Raw genomic sequence first — 16,637 nt, forward strand, 5'->3', positions numbered from 1 at the left:
GTAACCAATAATCCACAAAACCGTCATACCTATATCCTCCAGCCAGATAAAATGAAGTCCGACAAGGAGGCCACAATTCGAACATTTAGAAACATGTAACTTTATACCTAGTTCTATTTCTCGATTTATATCCGTAAACCCTTTAAATTTGTACAAAAAGACACCAAAAGTTTTTTGGTGTCTTTAGCTCAGCTTCTCTCTTGAACAGATTTTATCAAGATCCTCTAACACATCTTCCAAAGCTAGCAATTCATAAATAATCGCGACCCGAACAGAAAGATGTTTCTTTGCACTTTTTTGGTCAGTATATATTCTTCTTTCCCTTTCAGAAGCGAAAAGTGCATCAAGTTCCTCAATTAACGCAATATGATCTGCTTCTATACGATGGGCGGGATCTTTCAAAATGGCACCTATAGAATCTACGGCTTTCATGATGACCTCTACTTTTTCTGGACTAAGTTTTGCATGATCTAAGTTCAAATAAAGTAAATTAGCAAAATGATAAAGGATTTTTTGATAATATTCGAGCTTTTTCATGAGAATTCCGAATTCACGTATCTCCTTCAAATTATGTCGGCGGTATTTCCACTCCTCGCGTTGATATTGCGAAAGTGAAAAGGTTCGCTCCATTTCTTGACTTAAAGTTCTATACTCGGTTTGTAGCTCTCGATGTGAGCCTCCCTTTACAAAACGACTTAACAGGGTTCCTGATCGTTCATATAGCTGGTCGACCTTTTCTCTCACCATCTCGTGATAATGAGGTGGTAGAATTAAATAGTTTATAACGGTTGAAACGACAAGTCCGATGAGCGTTGTAGATAATCTCACGACAAACGATGTGAAGAATTGATCCTCCGTTTCTGCAATCATCGCAACCGCTGTCAAGGTTGCCACGAGCATCCCCGCATCCAAACGTAATTTATGACAAGTAAGTAATGTTAATGTTGCTGCCAACGCGTATGTAAGAGAACTTGGTCCTAAGAAAAATTCGAAGCCCATCGCAAAAGCCGCTCCGATCATCGCAGCGGGGAATCGAATCATCCCTTTTTTGATAGAATCTGAAGCGGTCGGCTCTACAGTTACGATTGCTGTAATGACAGCAAAGAGAACAGGTAATTGAAGCAGGTTACAAATTAGCGCAGTAACAAATGCAGCTAGACCTGTTTTGATTACACGTCCTCCTACCCATTTTTGAATGTTGAGTTTCTTCATAACATCACCACTGACATTGCTCATTTCCTTCTATTGTATCAATTGGTGATGGGTAATTCTACATGAGCTATTTCCGTTCTTGTACTTTACGTACTGTCGTTGTGACCAGTTTCCGAGGCATGAATCGAATCATGAATGAAAGTAGCTTATTTTGTGTCCCTGGAATAATCAAGGTCTTTCCATCCATAAACGCTTTATAAGCAATATCCGCAACTTGATCTGCGCTCATAACCCCGCCGTCGAGCAGCTTGGAATCTTCCATACGCGCCCGTTGTTGAAAACCTGTCTCAGTAGGTCCCGGGCACAGAATAGAGACCGATACACCTGTTCCTTTCAATTCATTTTCTAATGCTTCTGAGAAAGACAGCACATAAGCCTTTGTCGCGTAGTAAGTAGCCATAAGTGGTCCTGGTTGGAATGCAGCTGTCGAAGCAACATTCAAAATTTTTCCTGACTTCTGATTGATCATTGTCGGCACAACACGTTTCGTCAATTCTGTTAGTGCCATCATATTAACCATCATCATTTCTTGTTCTTGGGCCCAATCAATCGTGTGGAATTCACCATACAACCCGAAACCGGCATTATTGACAAGCATTTCTATTTGAATCTTACGCTTTTCGATTTCATCCATAACGTGTTCAACAGCTGTTGACTCCCCTAAATCTGCTAAAATCACTACTGTTTTAATGGCATACTTTCCTTCTAACTCTTTAGCAAGATTTTCAAGCTTTTGTTTAGATCGGGCAACAAGAACAAGATGATGTCCATCCTTTGCAAAATGATGCGCTAATTTTAAGCCTATACCACCCGAAGCACCTGTAATCATTACAGCTTTCATCTATCATCAACCTCTTCCGTTTATTCGTTTAACTGTTTAAACATATAATAATAAAGGACGGTATATTAGTCAAATCAACACACTTGAGTATAAGGTCTTAGTAAAGGAGACCCACGCCTGATCTGACAACAAAATTAATTCAAAAAGATTGCAAATTTCGTTAAAATAAGAGTTCCATAGCGTCCTAAAATATGACAAAATAAGTAGAGATGAATAGCTTTTAAGGGTGAGGGTGTAATCATGTATTGTTCTAATTGCGGAAATCCATTTCAATCAAATATTTCATTCTGTGATACGTGCGGTGCAAAACGAACGGCTACAGTTGACCCCTCTTTAAATCAGCGAAAAAGATGGCACTGGCTTCTTCCCTCGTTATCATTCTTAATAATTGTGTTCAGCCTGGCTGGTTATTTTTATAGCGAGCATTATAAAACGTCAGCTGCAATTCAAGATTTTAAAGATGGAGAAAAAGCAGCTTTAGACGGTGATTATGAAAAATCTCGTAAAAAATTTGAATCTGCATTAGAAAAACGCCCTCTCTTCCCATCGGCAAAAGAGAACTTGAAACTCGTTGAAACAGCTATACAAATTCGAGAAAGATTACAAATCTCCAGTAATCATATGAAAGAACAAGAATTTGAGAAAGCTTCTGAACAAATTCAGCATGCAGAAGACAAGCTGTCGGCATATAACGGAAAGCTGCCGACTCAAATTAATCAAAAGATCGTATCTGCAAAAAATAGTTTAGTAACTTCTGAAATACGGCGTGATATGGGAGGAAAATCGACACTCGAAGATCTTGAGCCGTTGCTAACAAAAGCTGACGCGTTAAAATCTCCAGAAGCGGAAGAGATCTCAAAGAAAATCCGTTCAAAAATCGCTGAAATTGCTTATGCACAGGCGAATGACTTTCTGACAGACCACCAATTCTCGGCAGCCCTTGCTTCTGTAAAAAAAGGACTATACCACGAACCGAAGAGTAAAAAGCTTCTCAGTTTAAAGACGACCATACATAATGAAAAAGTAGAGTTTGAACAAGCCGAGCAAAAGCGAATTGAACAAGCAATCGTTGCTGCAGCTGAAGAGAAGGAACATAATTTGAATAACGCTATAGAGCTTGTTTCAATTAAAGCAAAGCTCAACCACCTTGGTGACATTGAAGTATCTGGAACGGTGAAAAGTAAAGCTACCGTACCACTCAGCTCAGTCAGTATTTCCTATACACTAGTCGATTCCAAAGGAAAGAAATACGCTGAAAATGAAGTGGTGATTGATTCAGACATTTTATACCCAAATGAATCTGGCACCTTCGAGCACAAACACCACCTAGTGGATCAAGAACTGAAAGTGACATTCAACGAAGCAAGATGGCGTTTAAGTAGATAATGCACTTGAGTCATCCTTTAACTCGGGTGTCAAAGTCAGTATATTTCTGGAAGTAGGTGTCACGCATTGTACCCTCGAAAACTCATGTCCATCCTCATTACGTCCCTCATCCTCTTAGTGGGTATTGCAGGGGCTTTTGTCATTAACAATTACTATAGCCATTATACGGTAGAAGCTACCTCTTCTATTGGAGATGCACACAATGAGAAAAGGAACGCCCCTTCTGTTGAGAGAGATTTGAAGTCAATCATTCATGAAAGTCAAAAGGGCGTCGTGCAGCTCGATGTGGAAAGTGACGCTGGAAAGAGCGTTGGCTCAGGATTTCTTTATAACGAAAATGGAGATATCGTTACAAATGCACATGTCGTCACAGGTGCGAAGAAAATTACTGTGCGTACAGCTGATGCCCAACAGTATGAAGGGAAATTAATTGGTATTGGCGAATCGACAGATGTTGCTGTTGTTAGGGTTCTAGATTTACAAGGTCAAAGCCCACTCCCTGTTATGGAAGACCATGTTGCAGATATAGGGGATGAAATCATTGCGCTTGGTAGCCCGTTAGGATTACAAAACTCTGTGACGACTGGTATTATTAGCGGACTGGATCGTGATTTTGCGCTCGATCATTATACATATTCAGGTGTCTATCAAATCTCCGCTCCAATTGCACCTGGAAATAGCGGTGGTCCATTAATTAATAAAAGCACGGGGGAAGTTATGGCAATTAATTCAGCTGGAACTGAAGAAGGATCAATCGGCTTCAGTATTCCGATGAAAGATGTCTATGACCAACTCCTAGAATGGTCAAAACATCCTGAAAACCTATCAAAAAAAGATCAAGAACCGAATACAGACCACGATGTAACACCTAAGCTTAATGCTGAAGACAGCGAATACCTAGTTAAATATTTTTATGATAGTCTCGTAATCGGGGATTATGTAACAGCTTATTCACTACTCGGTAGTGAGTGGCAGAAAAATACACCATATGAGAAATTTAGAAAGAGCTACATTCAAACGATTGATATTACGATTAATCAAATTAAAAGCGAGCCTTCAAAAGAAGAAAACACGATGAAAGTAACGATTATTATAGATGCACTAGAACGTAAGAAGGACCGGGAAACGAAAACATATGTCTACAAGTGCTCCTATACGATCAGTTATGAAAACAATCAGTTAAAGATCATCAGTGGTCAAACCACTAAAATTGAATAAGAAAAGCGCAAGCGCCCAGACTTACACAGGATGTGTTGACTTCGACGTTCACTACAGGACGTAGTGGTTCTTAGTCGAAGATCATATAACAATAAGGTCACTGGAAGTCCGACGAGGAGGCTGTAGCCGCCGCAGGAGTGCTGAAGTGATCCAAGTGACTGGGTGCTGAAGCTAGACAATTCATCTCTGCGTCCCAAACAAAAACGCTTTCTTTACTAAACAAAGGGTGGTCCCATTTCCAACGGGCCACCCTCTTGCTATAATTTGTGTAAACTTATGTAATGGTATAAAGGAGTTTTACGCATGAAAACGCTATTGATCGATATGGATTCTGTCATTTGTGACTTGATGACCGAATGGCATAGCAGATACAACAAAGATTATAACGATAACCTGAGCGTTCAAGACCTTGCGTGTTGGAATAGCGAGAAATATGTAAAGGAAGCATGTGGTAGTAAAATCTATGATTATCTTGATGAACCCGGACTTTTTATTAACCTCAAACCATTGCCTCATGCAATTGAAGTTCTAGGACGTCTATCTGAAAAACATGACATTCTCATCGTAACGAGTAGCAGAACGTATGCTTACACTGAGAAAGAGAAATGGGTTGAGAAGCATCTTCCTTTCATAGGATCACGTAACTTAATTTTCACACATAGAAAAGAAATGGTCATAGGTGATGTGCTCTTCGACGATGCACCGCATAACTTAAATGCATTTAAAGAAACAGGAAGAATGTCAATCGCAATGGATTATCCATATAACCGAAATGTAAAAGTAGATCGCGTGTCGAATTGGTTAGAATTTGAGAAGTGGATTGAAAAATTCGAAATGGGTGAACAAATTTGATAACGAAGGATATTCTCATTATTGGTGGTGGACCTGCAGGCATATCTGCGTCTATATGGTGTCAGCGGTTGGACCTAGATTATTTGTTGATTGAAGAGAATGACGAATTAGGTGGTCAGCTGAAAGATATTCACAATCGAATCATCGACTATCCAGGTAAAATATATGAAAATGGTATGGTCCTCCAGCATCAATTTACAGACCACGTTAAGGAATTAGATTGCAAGTATCATTTAAAAATATCAATCAAATCTTTAGATCATGAAAGCCGGACTGTGCTTCTTAACGATGGCGATGGAGAAATGTACATTAAATACAAATATATTATTTTTGCTACAGGTACATCTGTGCGCAGACTTGAAATTCCAGGTGAACAAGAAATGATTTTACGTGGTGAAATCTATTCAGCCACAAAAGACCGTCACCGATTCCAAGAAAAGAATGTCGTTGTGGTTGGTGGAGGCGATCGAGCATTTGAGGGCGCTTTATTACTCGCGGAAAGTGGTGCAAATGTCTTTCTCGTGCATCGTTCAAAAAGTTTCAGAGCACGAGAAGCGTTCAAAAATCCGGTGCGCGCACACTCTAAAATAACAGTCCTGGAAGACACGGTTGTACGAAAAATATATCACGGTGACAAAGGAATCACTGGATTGGATTTATTTAATCTCCTTGATCAAAGTACAAGCCACATAATAGCTGAGGGTGTTTTTATTCGAATTGGGGTACAGCCGAATACCCGGTATTTGAAAAAACATGTTCACGTTGATGAAGAAAATTATGTCGTCGTCAATAACTGTCAACAAACAAGTGACAGTTCAATTTATGCGATTGGGGACGTTTGTACACACCCTGTATTTTCAAGCATCTCATCTGCTACATCCCAAGGCATGATTGCCGCTAAACATCTTTCACTTAGACTATCGTAGATTGTGGAATAAGAGAATTTTTCATAATGCTCAGAAGACGGCGACTCCAGCGGGAAAAGCAACAGACTGAAGACCCCACAGAGCGAGGAAGCTAAGGAACTTCAACTGTTAATATGGTTGTTCTCCATCAAAAATGGGTTGGATCCGTTGAGCTTATCACTCTACGGCCAACCCATTTCTTTATTCAATATATTTTCTCATGATTGGAGCCGTTGCACATTAAAGTACGAACTTACTCCAAGTACCCCATGAGTAACCGTGCATATGGTGAATCTTTTGGTAGAATAATCAATGTTTCGTCATCAATTGTCTTTTTATAAGAGTTTAATGTACGATACAACGAATAGAACTCGCGGTCCTTACTAAAGGATTGGTTATAAATATTGGCAGCTTCTTTTTCACCCTGAGCACGAATTTTCTCCGCCTCTGCTTGTGCCTTCGCTAATAACTGCTTCACTTCTTTATCAGTGTTCGCTATAATTCGGTTTTTCTCAGCATCCCCTTGTGATAAATACTGCTGTGCCTTCGTTTCCCGCTCAGATATCATTCGTAAGAATACAGACTCCTCATTTTCATCTGGAAGGTCTGTACGTTTCATACGTACATCTTTAACAATAATTCCAAAATTATCTCTATTTAACAAAGTGTTTACTTTCTTCGTTACACGTTCGTTTATGCTTCCCCGTGAAGAGTTTTCATCATTAATAATTTCATCATAATTCAATTTACCAAGCTCAGAACGGAATATGGAGAAGATGAATTCAGCCATTTTCGCTTCTGCATTTTCAGTCGTACGCAGGTTAGAAATCATTTTCTTCGGATCATCAATTCGCCAAACTGCATAGTTATCGATAATGATTCGTTTCTTATCCTTTGTGTTGATTTCTGCCTTCGTGACATCATACATCATTTGATATTTTGGTAAAGTAGAAACGGTTTGGATGAATGGAACCTTATAGCTTAATCCCGGCTCATCAACAATTTTAACAACTTCTCCAAACTGACGGATTACACGGTATTCATTTTCTTTTACAATAAAAAGATTACTAATGATAAACGCTAAAAGGAGGAGAGTGATGACCCCAAAAATGATTGGTTTCTTATGTCTATTCCAATTGAACGACCTTTTCTGCTCATTGATGTCATAAATGTTATTATCACTCATTCTTTTTATCCCCCTCTTGTGCCGGAGCAGGCTTCGCCTCTGCAGGACGAATTGGTAAGTATTTTAACGTGCCGCCTTCATCACTCATAATGTAAATTTCAGCTTCTGCTAATACTTCATCAAGCGTTTCTAGGACTAGGCGTTCCCTTGTTATCTCTGGTTGTTTCGTAAATTCAGAGTACAATGCATTAAATGTTGCAACGTCCCCACGTGCCTTCTCAATCCGGGCAGCCTTATCACCTTCAGCTCGGGACATGACTGCATCCTTCTCACCTTCGGCTTCTTCTTTTTGTTTATTTGAATATTTCTTCGCTTCGTTTATTTTCGTATTCATTGTTTCACGCGCATCAGTAACCTTCGTAAATGCACGTCGGACTTCTTTATTAGGTAGATCGACATCTTGAAGCTTTACAGCTAAAATAGAAACCCCGATATCATACTCTTCGATTAGTTTAACTAATAAATCTCTAACTTCTGCTTCAATTTCTGCTTTTCCAGATGTCAATGATTCGTCAATCGTAGATGTCCCGATAATCCCTCTTAATGATGCTGAAGTAGCATTATAAAGAATTTGCTTCGGATCATTTGTTGCGTACAAAAACGCTTTCGGATCCGTGATTTTCCATTGTACAACCATATCAGCTAGTACAATATTTTCATCCCCTGTAATCATCTTCGTATCCTCTGGAAACTCTTTTGTCACTTCTCCATCGACTTCTTCATAGCCGAATTGCAAACTGAATGTTTCCTTTGAGAATTTTCGTACGTTTTGAACCGGCCATGGCATCTTGAAATGTAGACCAGATGTAATAATCCCTTCCTCCACCTGACCAAACGTTTCAATAACCGCTTGTTCGGATTCATCTACAGTGTAAACACTTGTGAATAATGCTGCAGCAACTAACAACCCAAGTGGTATGAAGATAATTAATTTCATTGTGCGATTCACTTGTTGCAACCCCCTTTATATACTTCCTTATTGATTTATACGTTCATAAGACCGTTTGGTTTCGTAAAAATTTTAATAGTAAATGAATGTAACACTTCTAATAAAAATCTTTTCATGAAAAAACTACCTCAGAATTGTTCGAGGTAGTTGAATTTACACATGACCTATGAACCTATTTAAGTATAGCACACTAGTTACTCGGTACTAGCTTGAGTTGGTGTCCATTTTCGTAGTCACGTTTGTTTATGCTAGTTGTGTGGTAGGTTCCGTTCGCCCAGTCTAACACTTGATCATCGTACCAGGTGCTTAACACATGCCCTGACTGCCCTGGGCCTACAATATTTTGGCTTTGTTCAATGTTGGCAAGATCGACGATCGTTCTCCACGCTGCCCCGTGGTTGACCTTCCCAGTCTTTTTGCTCCATCCAGCTGCCATGACGGTTACTCGACTCCCCCCTACCTCCACTTCATTGGGATTGAATAACAATTGTAAGGGCGAAGTAGAGCCTAGCGGATGTTCAAATAATAAGGAGTGATATTTCCCCCAGCGCCAATCTTCTATATCCTTTCCTTGAAGAGTCGTAGCTTCTGATACAGCTTGTTGAAATGCTTTCGTAGCTACTTCTGTAATTCCACCTGCCTCTTTCATCCAAATACTTGATTTTCCTTGGTCAGCACCTCGAATCAATTCATCCACGACTTGCGCTCGACCATCAAAAAACTTCATCATTTTAGGATCAATTTGTTTTTCAAATAATTGATCACTGATCGCATACATCCATAAATGAAACAATAGAGGAGCGCCAGATTCTTTACGGTCTATATAATCCCATTTTCCAACAAGTCTATAGGCTTGTTGTTCTCGCTCACTGAGATTTAATGGATCCATTTTAGGTAAAAGGATTTTCACCATTTCTTCGGCTTGCAAATTGTACTTATCCATCTGTAGCTCTTTCATCTCTTGCGTTTTCAACGGACCAATACCCGACAAAATCTCCACTATTCTTTCTTGTCGATAGGGTTGTGCCCAAGTGTGGGTAATATGGTAAGGGTAGTCATCATCAACGATTTTATTATTTGCGGTGGCAATGTAACCTTTACTCGGATTGACAATCGTCGGAAGCTCTTCCCAAGGTACAAAGCCTTCCCATTCATATTCACCTGTCCAACCAGGGACGGGTAGTAAGCTATCACCCTTGCTCCGAATCGGAATCAATCCATTTGCTCGATAAGCGATATCCCCGTCTACAGAAGCAAATACAAAGTTTTGAGCAGGGGTATGAAAATACGTCAGAGCCTCTTTAAAAGAAGACCAATCATCTGCCTGGTTCATCCGAAGCACTGCTTCTAGCTCAGTAGAGGGTTGTAGAGCTGTCCATTTTAATGCTAAAGCTGTATCCTCTTCCTTGTATCGAGCAAATTCCGAAATGATTGGACCATGGCGTGTAATCGTTACTTGATGGTCTACTGTTGCACCATCCTTCACCTTGATAGGTTCTTTGATGATTTCAGCCTCTTCCCATTCATTTTTATACAAGAATTGATCGGGTTTATTCGGATTTCGCTTCTCAATATATAAATCCTGAACATCGGGTCCTACGTTCGTCACGCCCCAAGCAATCTGTTCATTGTGTCCGACGATGATCCCTGGAATACCTGCAAAAATAACACCACTTACGTTTAAACGATCTGTTTTCAAATGTGTTTCGTACCAGATGGAGGGCGTACCTAATCCAAGGTGTGGATCATTTGCTAGGATAGGAAGGCCACTCTCGGTTTTCTGTCCCGATACAACCCAATTGTTACTGCCATTAAAAGGATCAGGAATAACAGCACTAGCTAGCGATTCTTCGATGTTGACTGGATTATTTTTCGCTTCTGATATAATCATCGCACCGTCGTCTGGATAGGCAGGAAATAATTCCAATGCTTTTTCTTCAGGAAAGTTTTGAACCAAATAATGTCGAAATGCTTGTCCTTCCCAATGGCCACCAAGGTCAAAGGCCATGTATTTGGCGATCGTAAGGGAATCTACTGGACTCCACTTCTTCGGTTCAAAATCTAGTATCGTGTATTCTGGTGGGAGTTTGTTCTTATCAATCGCTTCTTTTATGTAAGCATTGACGCCATCGGTGTACCAATTTAATACGTTACGGGCTTCTTCTGAATATTGATCTAGTGAACGTTCGGCTGCTCGCCTCAGACCTAGCGTTCTGAAGAAACGATCTCGATCAAGTGTGGCTTCTCCAATCACTTCACTTAATTGGCCTGATGCAAGCCGTCTACTCAAATCCATCTGGAATAAGCGGTCCTGGGCGGTAACGTATCCTTGAGCAGTATATAAATCTCTTGGGGAGTTAGCTTCGATATGAGGCGTTCCCGACTTGTCCCGAATAACCGATACTGGCTCGTTAATTCCAGCCAGAACAATCTCCCCTTTTGTTTCTGGGAGGCTACGTTGAAGAATATAAATGACTACGGAAGAAAGAATTAAAACGAAGATAAGAATAATAATGAAACCAATCGTAAACCCTCTTCGAAGCTTATTGCTCCGACTGGTCTTATACGCTCTTTCAATCACCTTTTCCATTCTTTCTCCCCTTCCACCTGTTTATTCTGATTTCACACTATGACGTAACATACACGCTCGCTTCAATTGTTCAGTTAAATGAATTTGAGGTATGTGATCTTCGATTAACTTTCCGGTTTCTTGAATGAGAACCTCAAGTTTTTTTACTGAATTTTTTTTGTCAGGACTTGTTACTATTTCTGTTATACGTTCTACGTAACAATTTGGTTTCAATACCATCCTATCTACTGTTTCTGAGAGCCATTTCAATCCTGGGTGATGAATATACGTGTCATTAAGTGCGTGTAGAGCAATCAAATTCTTACTGCAAACGTCTATGATCGTTTTTTGTAGAAATAATGAATCGTCTCTATGTACAAGTGCTTCGCGATTTTGCCAAGGACCTCCAAATTCAAATGCACGCTCAATTAATCTCGCTTTCAAACGCTGTGGATACGGGTAAATCTCTTTGACTTTCTGATTAAACATTTCCTCCCCTTTATACGGTTTACCATCAGCTATCGCAGCAATTAGACACTGTTTTGTCATTGAAAGATCACCTAATTTCAACTCTTCGATAAATTGATCGACTGTTTCCATTAGGAAGCTACTTATTTCAAATTTAGTACCATCAACGATGTACGATTCGGACCACTCTAAGTCTTCATATGGATGGAAATTAATGATTTTACCACCAACTCTATTAATCGGTTCCAACCTATCCTCATCGAGAGGAGGTTCTTTCCATAGTAAAAATAATTCGATATCAGAGAACTGGTCTTCCCAGCCCTTCGAAACCGATCCCCCTAAGAAAACAACCTCTAACTTAGGGTTATGTTTGTAATCGTTCGCCATTTTTCGTGCTTGTTCTCTTAATGTCATATACATTCTCCTAATAATATTGCGTTCATTACAGATGATATCAAAATTTTCCGAAAAAAACTGTCGTATTTTGGTAAAATGTTGAAAAAGTAATCTAGAATGACATGATGCATAGATACCTCTTGAGTCCTCTATCATGTATACCCCCACTATGGCGGGAGAAGATTAGAACATATATGAATAGCAACCAAATTTTACCCCTGTCCTTATTTCTGATAAATTTATTCTAGAGACTACACTTTAAGGGAGTGTCAACATGCTGGGCTGGTATAACACAACACTTGAATATGTTACCGATCTTGATTTCTGGATCGATATCGGAATTGCGCTTGCCATTTTTATTGGCTTTGTTTTATTTCGCAAATTGTTTACGAAATATATATTCAAACTCATCTCGAGGACGACTGATAAATCTTCTACTCAAGTACTACATAAAATATTACTCGCATTTGAACGACCGTTATATGTTTTTTTCATTTTTCTAGGACTATATATGGCCTATCAATCGTTAGAAATCAGTCGTGAAGTCTATCAAGTACCTTCACGTCTCTACCGTTCATCGGTCATTTTAGTCATCACATGGGGGCTCGTCAACCTATCTTCCTCCTCATCGATTTTGTTCAATCGATTTCAACATCGGTTAGATCTACAAGTCGATCAAATTTTGATTCCTTTCATTTCAAGGGTGTTGAAATTCGTCATCGTTGCAGTAAGTATTAGTGTACTTGCGCAGGAATGGGGATATAACGTAAATGGATTCGTAGCTGGACTGGGGATAGGTGGACTCGCATTCGCTCTTGCAGCGAAAGAGTCATTGTCCAATCTTTTCGGCGGAATTGTCATCATCATCGAACGTCCTTTCTCAATCGGTGATTGGATTCAAACGCCTTCTGTTGATGGTATTGTAGAAGACATCAACTTCCGAAGTACGAAGGTTCGTACGTTTGCAGATGCACTCGTGACGGTACCAAATGCCAATATCTCAAATGAGGCAATCACAAACTGGACAAGAATGCGTAAGCGTCGAGTGTTCTTCAATCTAGGTGTCACTTACACAACACCGAAAGACAAGCTTGAAACGTGCGTGAAACAAATCAAGACATTATTAACAGAGCATAAAGAAGTGCACCCGGAATTTATCGAAGTGCGATTTGATAAATACAATGATAGCAGTTTAGATATTCTGATTTACTTCTATACGAAAACTACTGCATGGATTAACTACCTTGAAGTGAAGGAAGACATCAACTATAGAATCATGGAAATCCTTGATCGAGAAGGTGTTTCTGTTGCATTCCCAAGCAGAAGTATTTATATGGAAAAAGAAGATACAGCTGAATCGGGTGAAAAAGAATGAAACTAACGATTCGTCCTTTCGAAGATGAACGTGATATGGATTTACAGTATGCATTCTGGGAATCTGTCACAGCAGATCTTCCGTATGCATGGAAGCCGACATTATCACCGATCCACTTTAAAGATCAAAAGAAATTCGATCCGAAGACGCGTTGTTTCGCATTCGATGGGGATGAGTTAGTAGGACATATGGGATTTACAGGTGAAGGGAAATTTGTTTCATTAGGTTACCCATGGGTACGTGAAGGTTACGAAGGTGTGCTTCAGGAAGAAATGTTTGAACGGATTCATGGATATGCTGTGAGCTCAGATTATGGCGCTGAAATGATTGCACAAAGATTTCGATCCCAATGGAAAGATCAAATCGCTTTTTTCAAAAGTAAAGGGTTTGAAGAAACGGGGCGTTCACCCATTTATGGTAGACCCGTTACAACAAATGACCTGCCGAGGGACGGTAATGATTATCAAGTAGCTGTGGAGACTGGTTTCAATATTGAGACCTTCGTTTCGGTAGCGGAGCAAAACGATGCCACAACTGAACAGGACCTCACCTTTTATCGATCCTATTATAATTCTGTCGATTTTGACTTTGCAGTAGCTTGTAATCTTGAAAATACGACTGTTGCCTATTTCGGGGTGACGGTTCGAAAAGATACGGGTTATTCTGAAATCATTGCTTTTACCAATGCACAAGGTGATAGCAAAACCTTCCGAGAAGGTTTGTCGGAAGTCATGCGTGAGCTTACTAGAAGAGGTGCAAAAGAAGTCGGCATCTATGAAGCTTCAGCACCGGAAAAAGAGGATCTAACCGACTTTAACTTCAAGCAAATTACGGAAGACGTCATGCTGATGAAGAAGGTTAATCATTGATTTTGAAAGCGACCCATTTATGGGTCGCTTTCATCTTTTCATATTATCCATTCGTCGAGTATTTACTTACGTCCTCAATTTCGCCATTTTCTCTATGAAGTACGACTTGGCTTGGCCGCGCTTCGTCTGCTAATTTTCTCGCCTCATCTGTTGCGATGTCTTTCTTATCAAAGGTTTTTTCTGCGTGATCTCTGCCTTCAATCTTGATATCCCATTTGTTCTTTTCTTCATTTGGAACTACATGAAATATTTTTGCTTCCACGATTTATTCCTCCTTAAATGATTTGTGTAAATCATATACCCGGATTGTAAATTTTTACACATCGTATACGAGTGAATCATCCTCTTTTCGGTGAAAGTAACGATACGGAGGTGAACATTTTGAAGAAAAAGAAGAAAGATCCAACAACGATCGGATTACCGTCCTCTCAACCGGAAGGACAAGGAACGGGATATGAAAAAGGTGCTGGTCTAGATTCAGCGCGAAAAAAGAAGAAGAAATAGATTATATCGGGGCATGTATTCATTTCGGTGCCCCACAACATATTAATTGGAATAAGCTTCACTCATATCGGGTACATAAGAAATAAGAAGCTATGAAGATATTGGAGGCATATATGCGGTCTTTTCCTAAGCCAAGAGTGGTTGTAAGTAAATGTTTAGAGTTCGAAGCTTGCCGATATAACGGCGATGTATTGAAAGACAGAACGATTCAAACCCTTATCCCTTACGTAGAATTTATTCCAATTTGTCCTGAAGTAGAAATTGGGCTCGGGACACCTAGAGAAACCGTCAGACTTGTTTCAGTGGGCAACGAAACGAAGATGATTCAACCTTCGACAAAAATTGATTTAACAGCCGATATGCAAAGCTTCACAAGGTCATTTTTCGAGTCCTTATCAGATGTAGATGGTTTCATTCTAAAGAATCGTTCTCCAAGCTGTGGAACGAGAGATGTAAGAATCTATACTGGTGTTGAAAAAGCCCCTGTTAAGGAGAAAGGCAGTGGTCTGTTTGGTGGTATGGTGTTAGAAGCGTTTGGAAAATTAGCTGTTGAAGAAGAAGGACGTTTAACAAACTTTACGATTAGAGAGCATTTCCTCACCAAACTATATACGTTAGCAGCATTCCGTGAATTAAAAAGTAATCCGACGATTCAAGCGCTCATACAATTTCAATCAGAAAACAAATACCTTTTCATGGCTTATAACCAAACACGCATGAAAAACATGGGACGAATTATCGCAAAACATAAGAATTTCGACTCTATTGAGGAAGTATATTCGGAATATGAGCAACAGCTCTATCTCCTATTTCAAAAAGCAGCGAGATATACTTCTAACATTAACGTTTGCCAGCATATCATGGGGTACTTTTCTGATAACATTTCGAAAAACGAGAAAGATCACTTTATACATTTACTTGAAAGGTATAAAGACAAGAAAATACCACTTAGCAATTTATTGACCATCTTAAAATCCTGGGTATATCGCTTTGACAATGAGTACTTACTACAACAATCCTTTTTTGAGCCCTATCCTGAAGACCTCGTTGAAATGGCTGATTCAGGTAAAGGGAGAAGCTACGCGTAATAGAAAAGATCGAGCAGAGTGCTCGATCTTTTTTCATAATGTTTTTCGTAAACATTGTTGCTCTTGTAGTAATTGTTAACAAACACATATCACTTAAGAGCAACAGAGCCTTTTCCATAGATCTCTTTATTGTTCCTCAAGATTCGGTATTTTCCAGTCGATTTCTTCCATATCGTTTTCTCGGAGAAACTGGTTGATTTTCGAGAACGGTTTACTACCGAAAAAGCCTTTATTTGCTGAAAATGGGCTCGGATGTGGTGATTTAAGTATGAAATGGTGGTTGTTCGTAATGAGCGCTTCTTTTTGTTGTGCATGTTTTCCCCAAAGGAGAAACACTAGAGGTTGCTCTCTTTCATTTAGTGATTGTATAACCGCGTTTGTGAAGTGCTCCCACCCAATTCCTTTATGTGAATTGGGCTCCTTTTTCCGAACCGTCAAAACGGTATTCAATAGAAGAACCCCTTGTTTCGTCCAATTCAATAAAGACCCATGATCGGGTATGTCATAACCGAGATCTGCATGGAGTTCCTTAAATATATTTTTCAGCGAAGGAGGCTGACGTACACCAGGCTGAACGGAGAAGCTGAGCCCGTGCGCTTGTCCAGGTCCATGATAAGGATCTTGACCGATTAAAATGACTTTCGCATCTCGGTAGGATGTGAAGTGAAGCGCATTAAAAATGTCATACATGTCAGGAAAGACGGTATAATTGCCGTACTCCACCTTCAACTTCTCTCTCAACTGTAAATAGTATTCTTTCTCAAACTCAGCTTGGAGAATTTCTCCCCAGTCATTCGTCAAATTCGTCATGTTTACTCA

16 protein-coding genes are annotated in these 16,637 nt (G+C 39.7%); 8 read left to right on the top strand and 8 right to left on the bottom strand.

The genetic code is table 11. From position 1 onward, the window contains the following. Positions 1-183 precede the first annotated feature (183 nt). Entirely contained in the window at positions 184-1,236 is a 1,053-nt protein-coding gene (locus tag L2716_RS14750; protein WP_236337622.1) for an FUSC family protein, read from the bottom strand. 43 nt (positions 1,237-1,279) lie between these two features. Further along, on the bottom strand, positions 1,280-2,053 hold the full coding sequence (locus tag L2716_RS14755; RefSeq protein WP_236337623.1) for an SDR family NAD(P)-dependent oxidoreductase: 774 nt from the start codon (positions 2,051-2,053) through the stop codon (positions 1,280-1,282). A 240-nt stretch (positions 2,054-2,293) separates the two neighbouring features. On the opposite strand from L2716_RS14755, the gene L2716_RS14760 reads away from it, so the two are divergent. The 4 genes from L2716_RS14760 to L2716_RS14775 all read left to right on the top strand — a co-directional run bounded on the left by L2716_RS14760 (position 2,294) and on the right by L2716_RS14775 (position 6,435). Further along, positions 2,294-3,439 carry a hypothetical protein gene (locus tag L2716_RS14760; protein ID WP_236337624.1) on the top strand — a complete coding sequence of 382 codons (1,146 nt, stop codon included), beginning with the start codon at positions 2,294-2,296 and terminating at the stop codon, positions 3,437-3,439. An 84-nt stretch (positions 3,440-3,523) separates the two neighbouring features. Beyond that, positions 3,524-4,657: a S1C family serine protease gene (locus L2716_RS14765; protein WP_236337625.1), complete on the top strand. Its 1,134-nt coding sequence runs from the start codon at positions 3,524-3,526 to the stop codon at positions 4,655-4,657. A 303-nt stretch (positions 4,658-4,960) separates the two neighbouring features. Further along, positions 4,961-5,509: a 5' nucleotidase, NT5C type gene (locus L2716_RS14770; RefSeq protein WP_236337626.1), complete on the top strand. Its 549-nt coding sequence runs from the start codon at positions 4,961-4,963 to the stop codon at positions 5,507-5,509. Then, a complete protein-coding gene (locus tag L2716_RS14775) occupies positions 5,506-6,435 on the top strand; it encodes an NAD(P)/FAD-dependent oxidoreductase (protein WP_236337627.1) in 930 nt (309 codons plus the stop codon). Before L2716_RS14770 ends, L2716_RS14775 begins: the two co-directional genes overlap by 4 nt. A 232-nt stretch (positions 6,436-6,667) precedes the next feature. On the opposite strand, the gene hflC is transcribed toward L2716_RS14775, so the two are convergent. The 4 genes from hflC to L2716_RS14795 form a co-directional block, all read right to left on the bottom strand. After that, entirely contained in the window at positions 6,668-7,600 is a 933-nt protein-coding gene (gene hflC / locus L2716_RS14780; protein WP_236337628.1) for a protease modulator HflC, read from the bottom strand. Then, complete coding sequence (gene hflK / locus L2716_RS14785; RefSeq protein WP_236337894.1) at positions 7,593-8,537, bottom strand: FtsH protease activity modulator HflK; 945 nt, start codon at positions 8,535-8,537, stop codon at positions 7,593-7,595. Before hflK ends, hflC begins: the two co-directional genes overlap by 8 nt. Before the next feature lie 202 nt (positions 8,538-8,739). Continuing rightward, positions 8,740-11,139, bottom strand: a complete 2,400-nt coding sequence (locus L2716_RS14790; RefSeq protein WP_236337629.1) for a penicillin acylase family protein — start codon at positions 11,137-11,139, stop codon at positions 8,740-8,742. A gap of 21 nt (positions 11,140-11,160) precedes the next feature. Continuing rightward, on the bottom strand, positions 11,161-12,000 hold the full coding sequence (locus L2716_RS14795) for a cytoplasmic protein (RefSeq protein ID WP_236337630.1): 840 nt from the start codon (positions 11,998-12,000) through the stop codon (positions 11,161-11,163). 256 nt (positions 12,001-12,256) lie between these two features. Here L2716_RS14795 and L2716_RS14800 point away from each other — a divergent pair, with 256 nt between their 5' ends. Both L2716_RS14800 and L2716_RS14805 read left to right on the top strand, forming a co-directional pair. Then, entirely contained in the window at positions 12,257-13,357 is a 1,101-nt protein-coding gene (locus L2716_RS14800) for a mechanosensitive ion channel family protein (protein WP_236337631.1), read from the top strand. Continuing rightward, positions 13,354-14,226, top strand: coding sequence for a hypothetical protein (locus L2716_RS14805; protein WP_236337632.1), 873 nt, complete (start codon positions 13,354-13,356; stop codon positions 14,224-14,226). The genes L2716_RS14800 and L2716_RS14805 overlap by 4 nt, the downstream gene beginning before the upstream one ends. Before the next feature lie 43 nt (positions 14,227-14,269). Here the strand turns inward: L2716_RS14805 and L2716_RS14810 are convergent, their stop codons facing one another. Further along, entirely contained in the window at positions 14,270-14,488 is a 219-nt protein-coding gene (locus L2716_RS14810) for a DUF2188 domain-containing protein (protein ID WP_236337633.1), read from the bottom strand. A 119-nt stretch (positions 14,489-14,607) separates the two neighbouring features. Between L2716_RS14810 and L2716_RS14815 the strand changes: the two genes are divergently transcribed. Both L2716_RS14815 and L2716_RS14820 read left to right on the top strand, forming a co-directional pair. Then, positions 14,608-14,730, top strand: a complete 123-nt coding sequence (locus L2716_RS14815) for a YuzL family protein (RefSeq protein ID WP_236337634.1) — start codon at positions 14,608-14,610, stop codon at positions 14,728-14,730. Positions 14,731-14,843: 113 nt separating this feature from the next. After that, positions 14,844-15,818, top strand: coding sequence for a YbgA family protein (locus L2716_RS14820; RefSeq protein WP_236337635.1), 975 nt, complete (start codon positions 14,844-14,846; stop codon positions 15,816-15,818). 126 nt (positions 15,819-15,944) lie between these two features. On the opposite strand, the gene L2716_RS14825 is transcribed toward L2716_RS14820, so the two are convergent. Continuing rightward, positions 15,945-16,628 (bottom strand): uracil-DNA glycosylase, encoded by a 684-nt coding sequence (locus L2716_RS14825; RefSeq protein ID WP_236337636.1) that lies wholly within the window; start codon positions 16,626-16,628, stop codon positions 15,945-15,947. Positions 16,629-16,637 lie beyond the last annotated feature (9 nt).

The organism is Pseudalkalibacillus berkeleyi (assembly GCF_021608225.1).
GTDB lineage: Bacteria > Bacillota > Bacilli > Bacillales > Fictibacillaceae > Pseudalkalibacillus > Pseudalkalibacillus berkeleyi.

Bases quoted from the DNA above. Each gene is read 5' to 3' on its own strand.
- L2716_RS14750 (WP_236337622.1), bottom strand. From the start codon at position 1,236: ATGAGCAATGTCAGTGGTGATGTTATGAAGAAACTCAACATTCAAAAA.
- L2716_RS14755 (WP_236337623.1), bottom strand. From the start codon at position 2,053: ATGAAAGCTGTAATGATTACAGGTGCTTCGGGTGGTATAGGCTTAAAA.
- L2716_RS14760 (WP_236337624.1), top strand. From the start codon at position 2,294: ATGTATTGTTCTAATTGCGGAAATCCATTTCAATCAAATATTTCATTC.
- L2716_RS14765 (WP_236337625.1), top strand. From the start codon at position 3,524: ATGTCCATCCTCATTACGTCCCTCATCCTCTTAGTGGGTATTGCAGGG.
- L2716_RS14770 (WP_236337626.1), top strand. From the start codon at position 4,961: ATGAAAACGCTATTGATCGATATGGATTCTGTCATTTGTGACTTGATG.
- hflC (WP_236337628.1), bottom strand. From the start codon at position 7,600: ATGAGTGATAATAACATTTATGACATCAATGAGCAGAAAAGGTCGTTC.
- hflK (WP_236337894.1), bottom strand. From the start codon at position 8,537: ATGAAATTAATTATCTTCATACCACTTGGGTTGTTAGTTGCTGCAGCA.
- L2716_RS14790 (WP_236337629.1), bottom strand. From the start codon at position 11,139: ATGGAAAAGGTGATTGAAAGAGCGTATAAGACCAGTCGGAGCAATAAG.
- L2716_RS14795 (WP_236337630.1), bottom strand. From the start codon at position 12,000: ATGACATTAAGAGAACAAGCACGAAAAATGGCGAACGATTACAAACAT.
- L2716_RS14800 (WP_236337631.1), top strand. From the start codon at position 12,257: ATGCTGGGCTGGTATAACACAACACTTGAATATGTTACCGATCTTGAT.
- L2716_RS14805 (WP_236337632.1), top strand. From the start codon at position 13,354: ATGAAACTAACGATTCGTCCTTTCGAAGATGAACGTGATATGGATTTA.
- L2716_RS14820 (WP_236337635.1), top strand. From the start codon at position 14,844: ATGCGGTCTTTTCCTAAGCCAAGAGTGGTTGTAAGTAAATGTTTAGAG.
- L2716_RS14825 (WP_236337636.1), bottom strand. From the start codon at position 16,628: ATGACGAATTTGACGAATGACTGGGGAGAAATTCTCCAAGCTGAGTTT.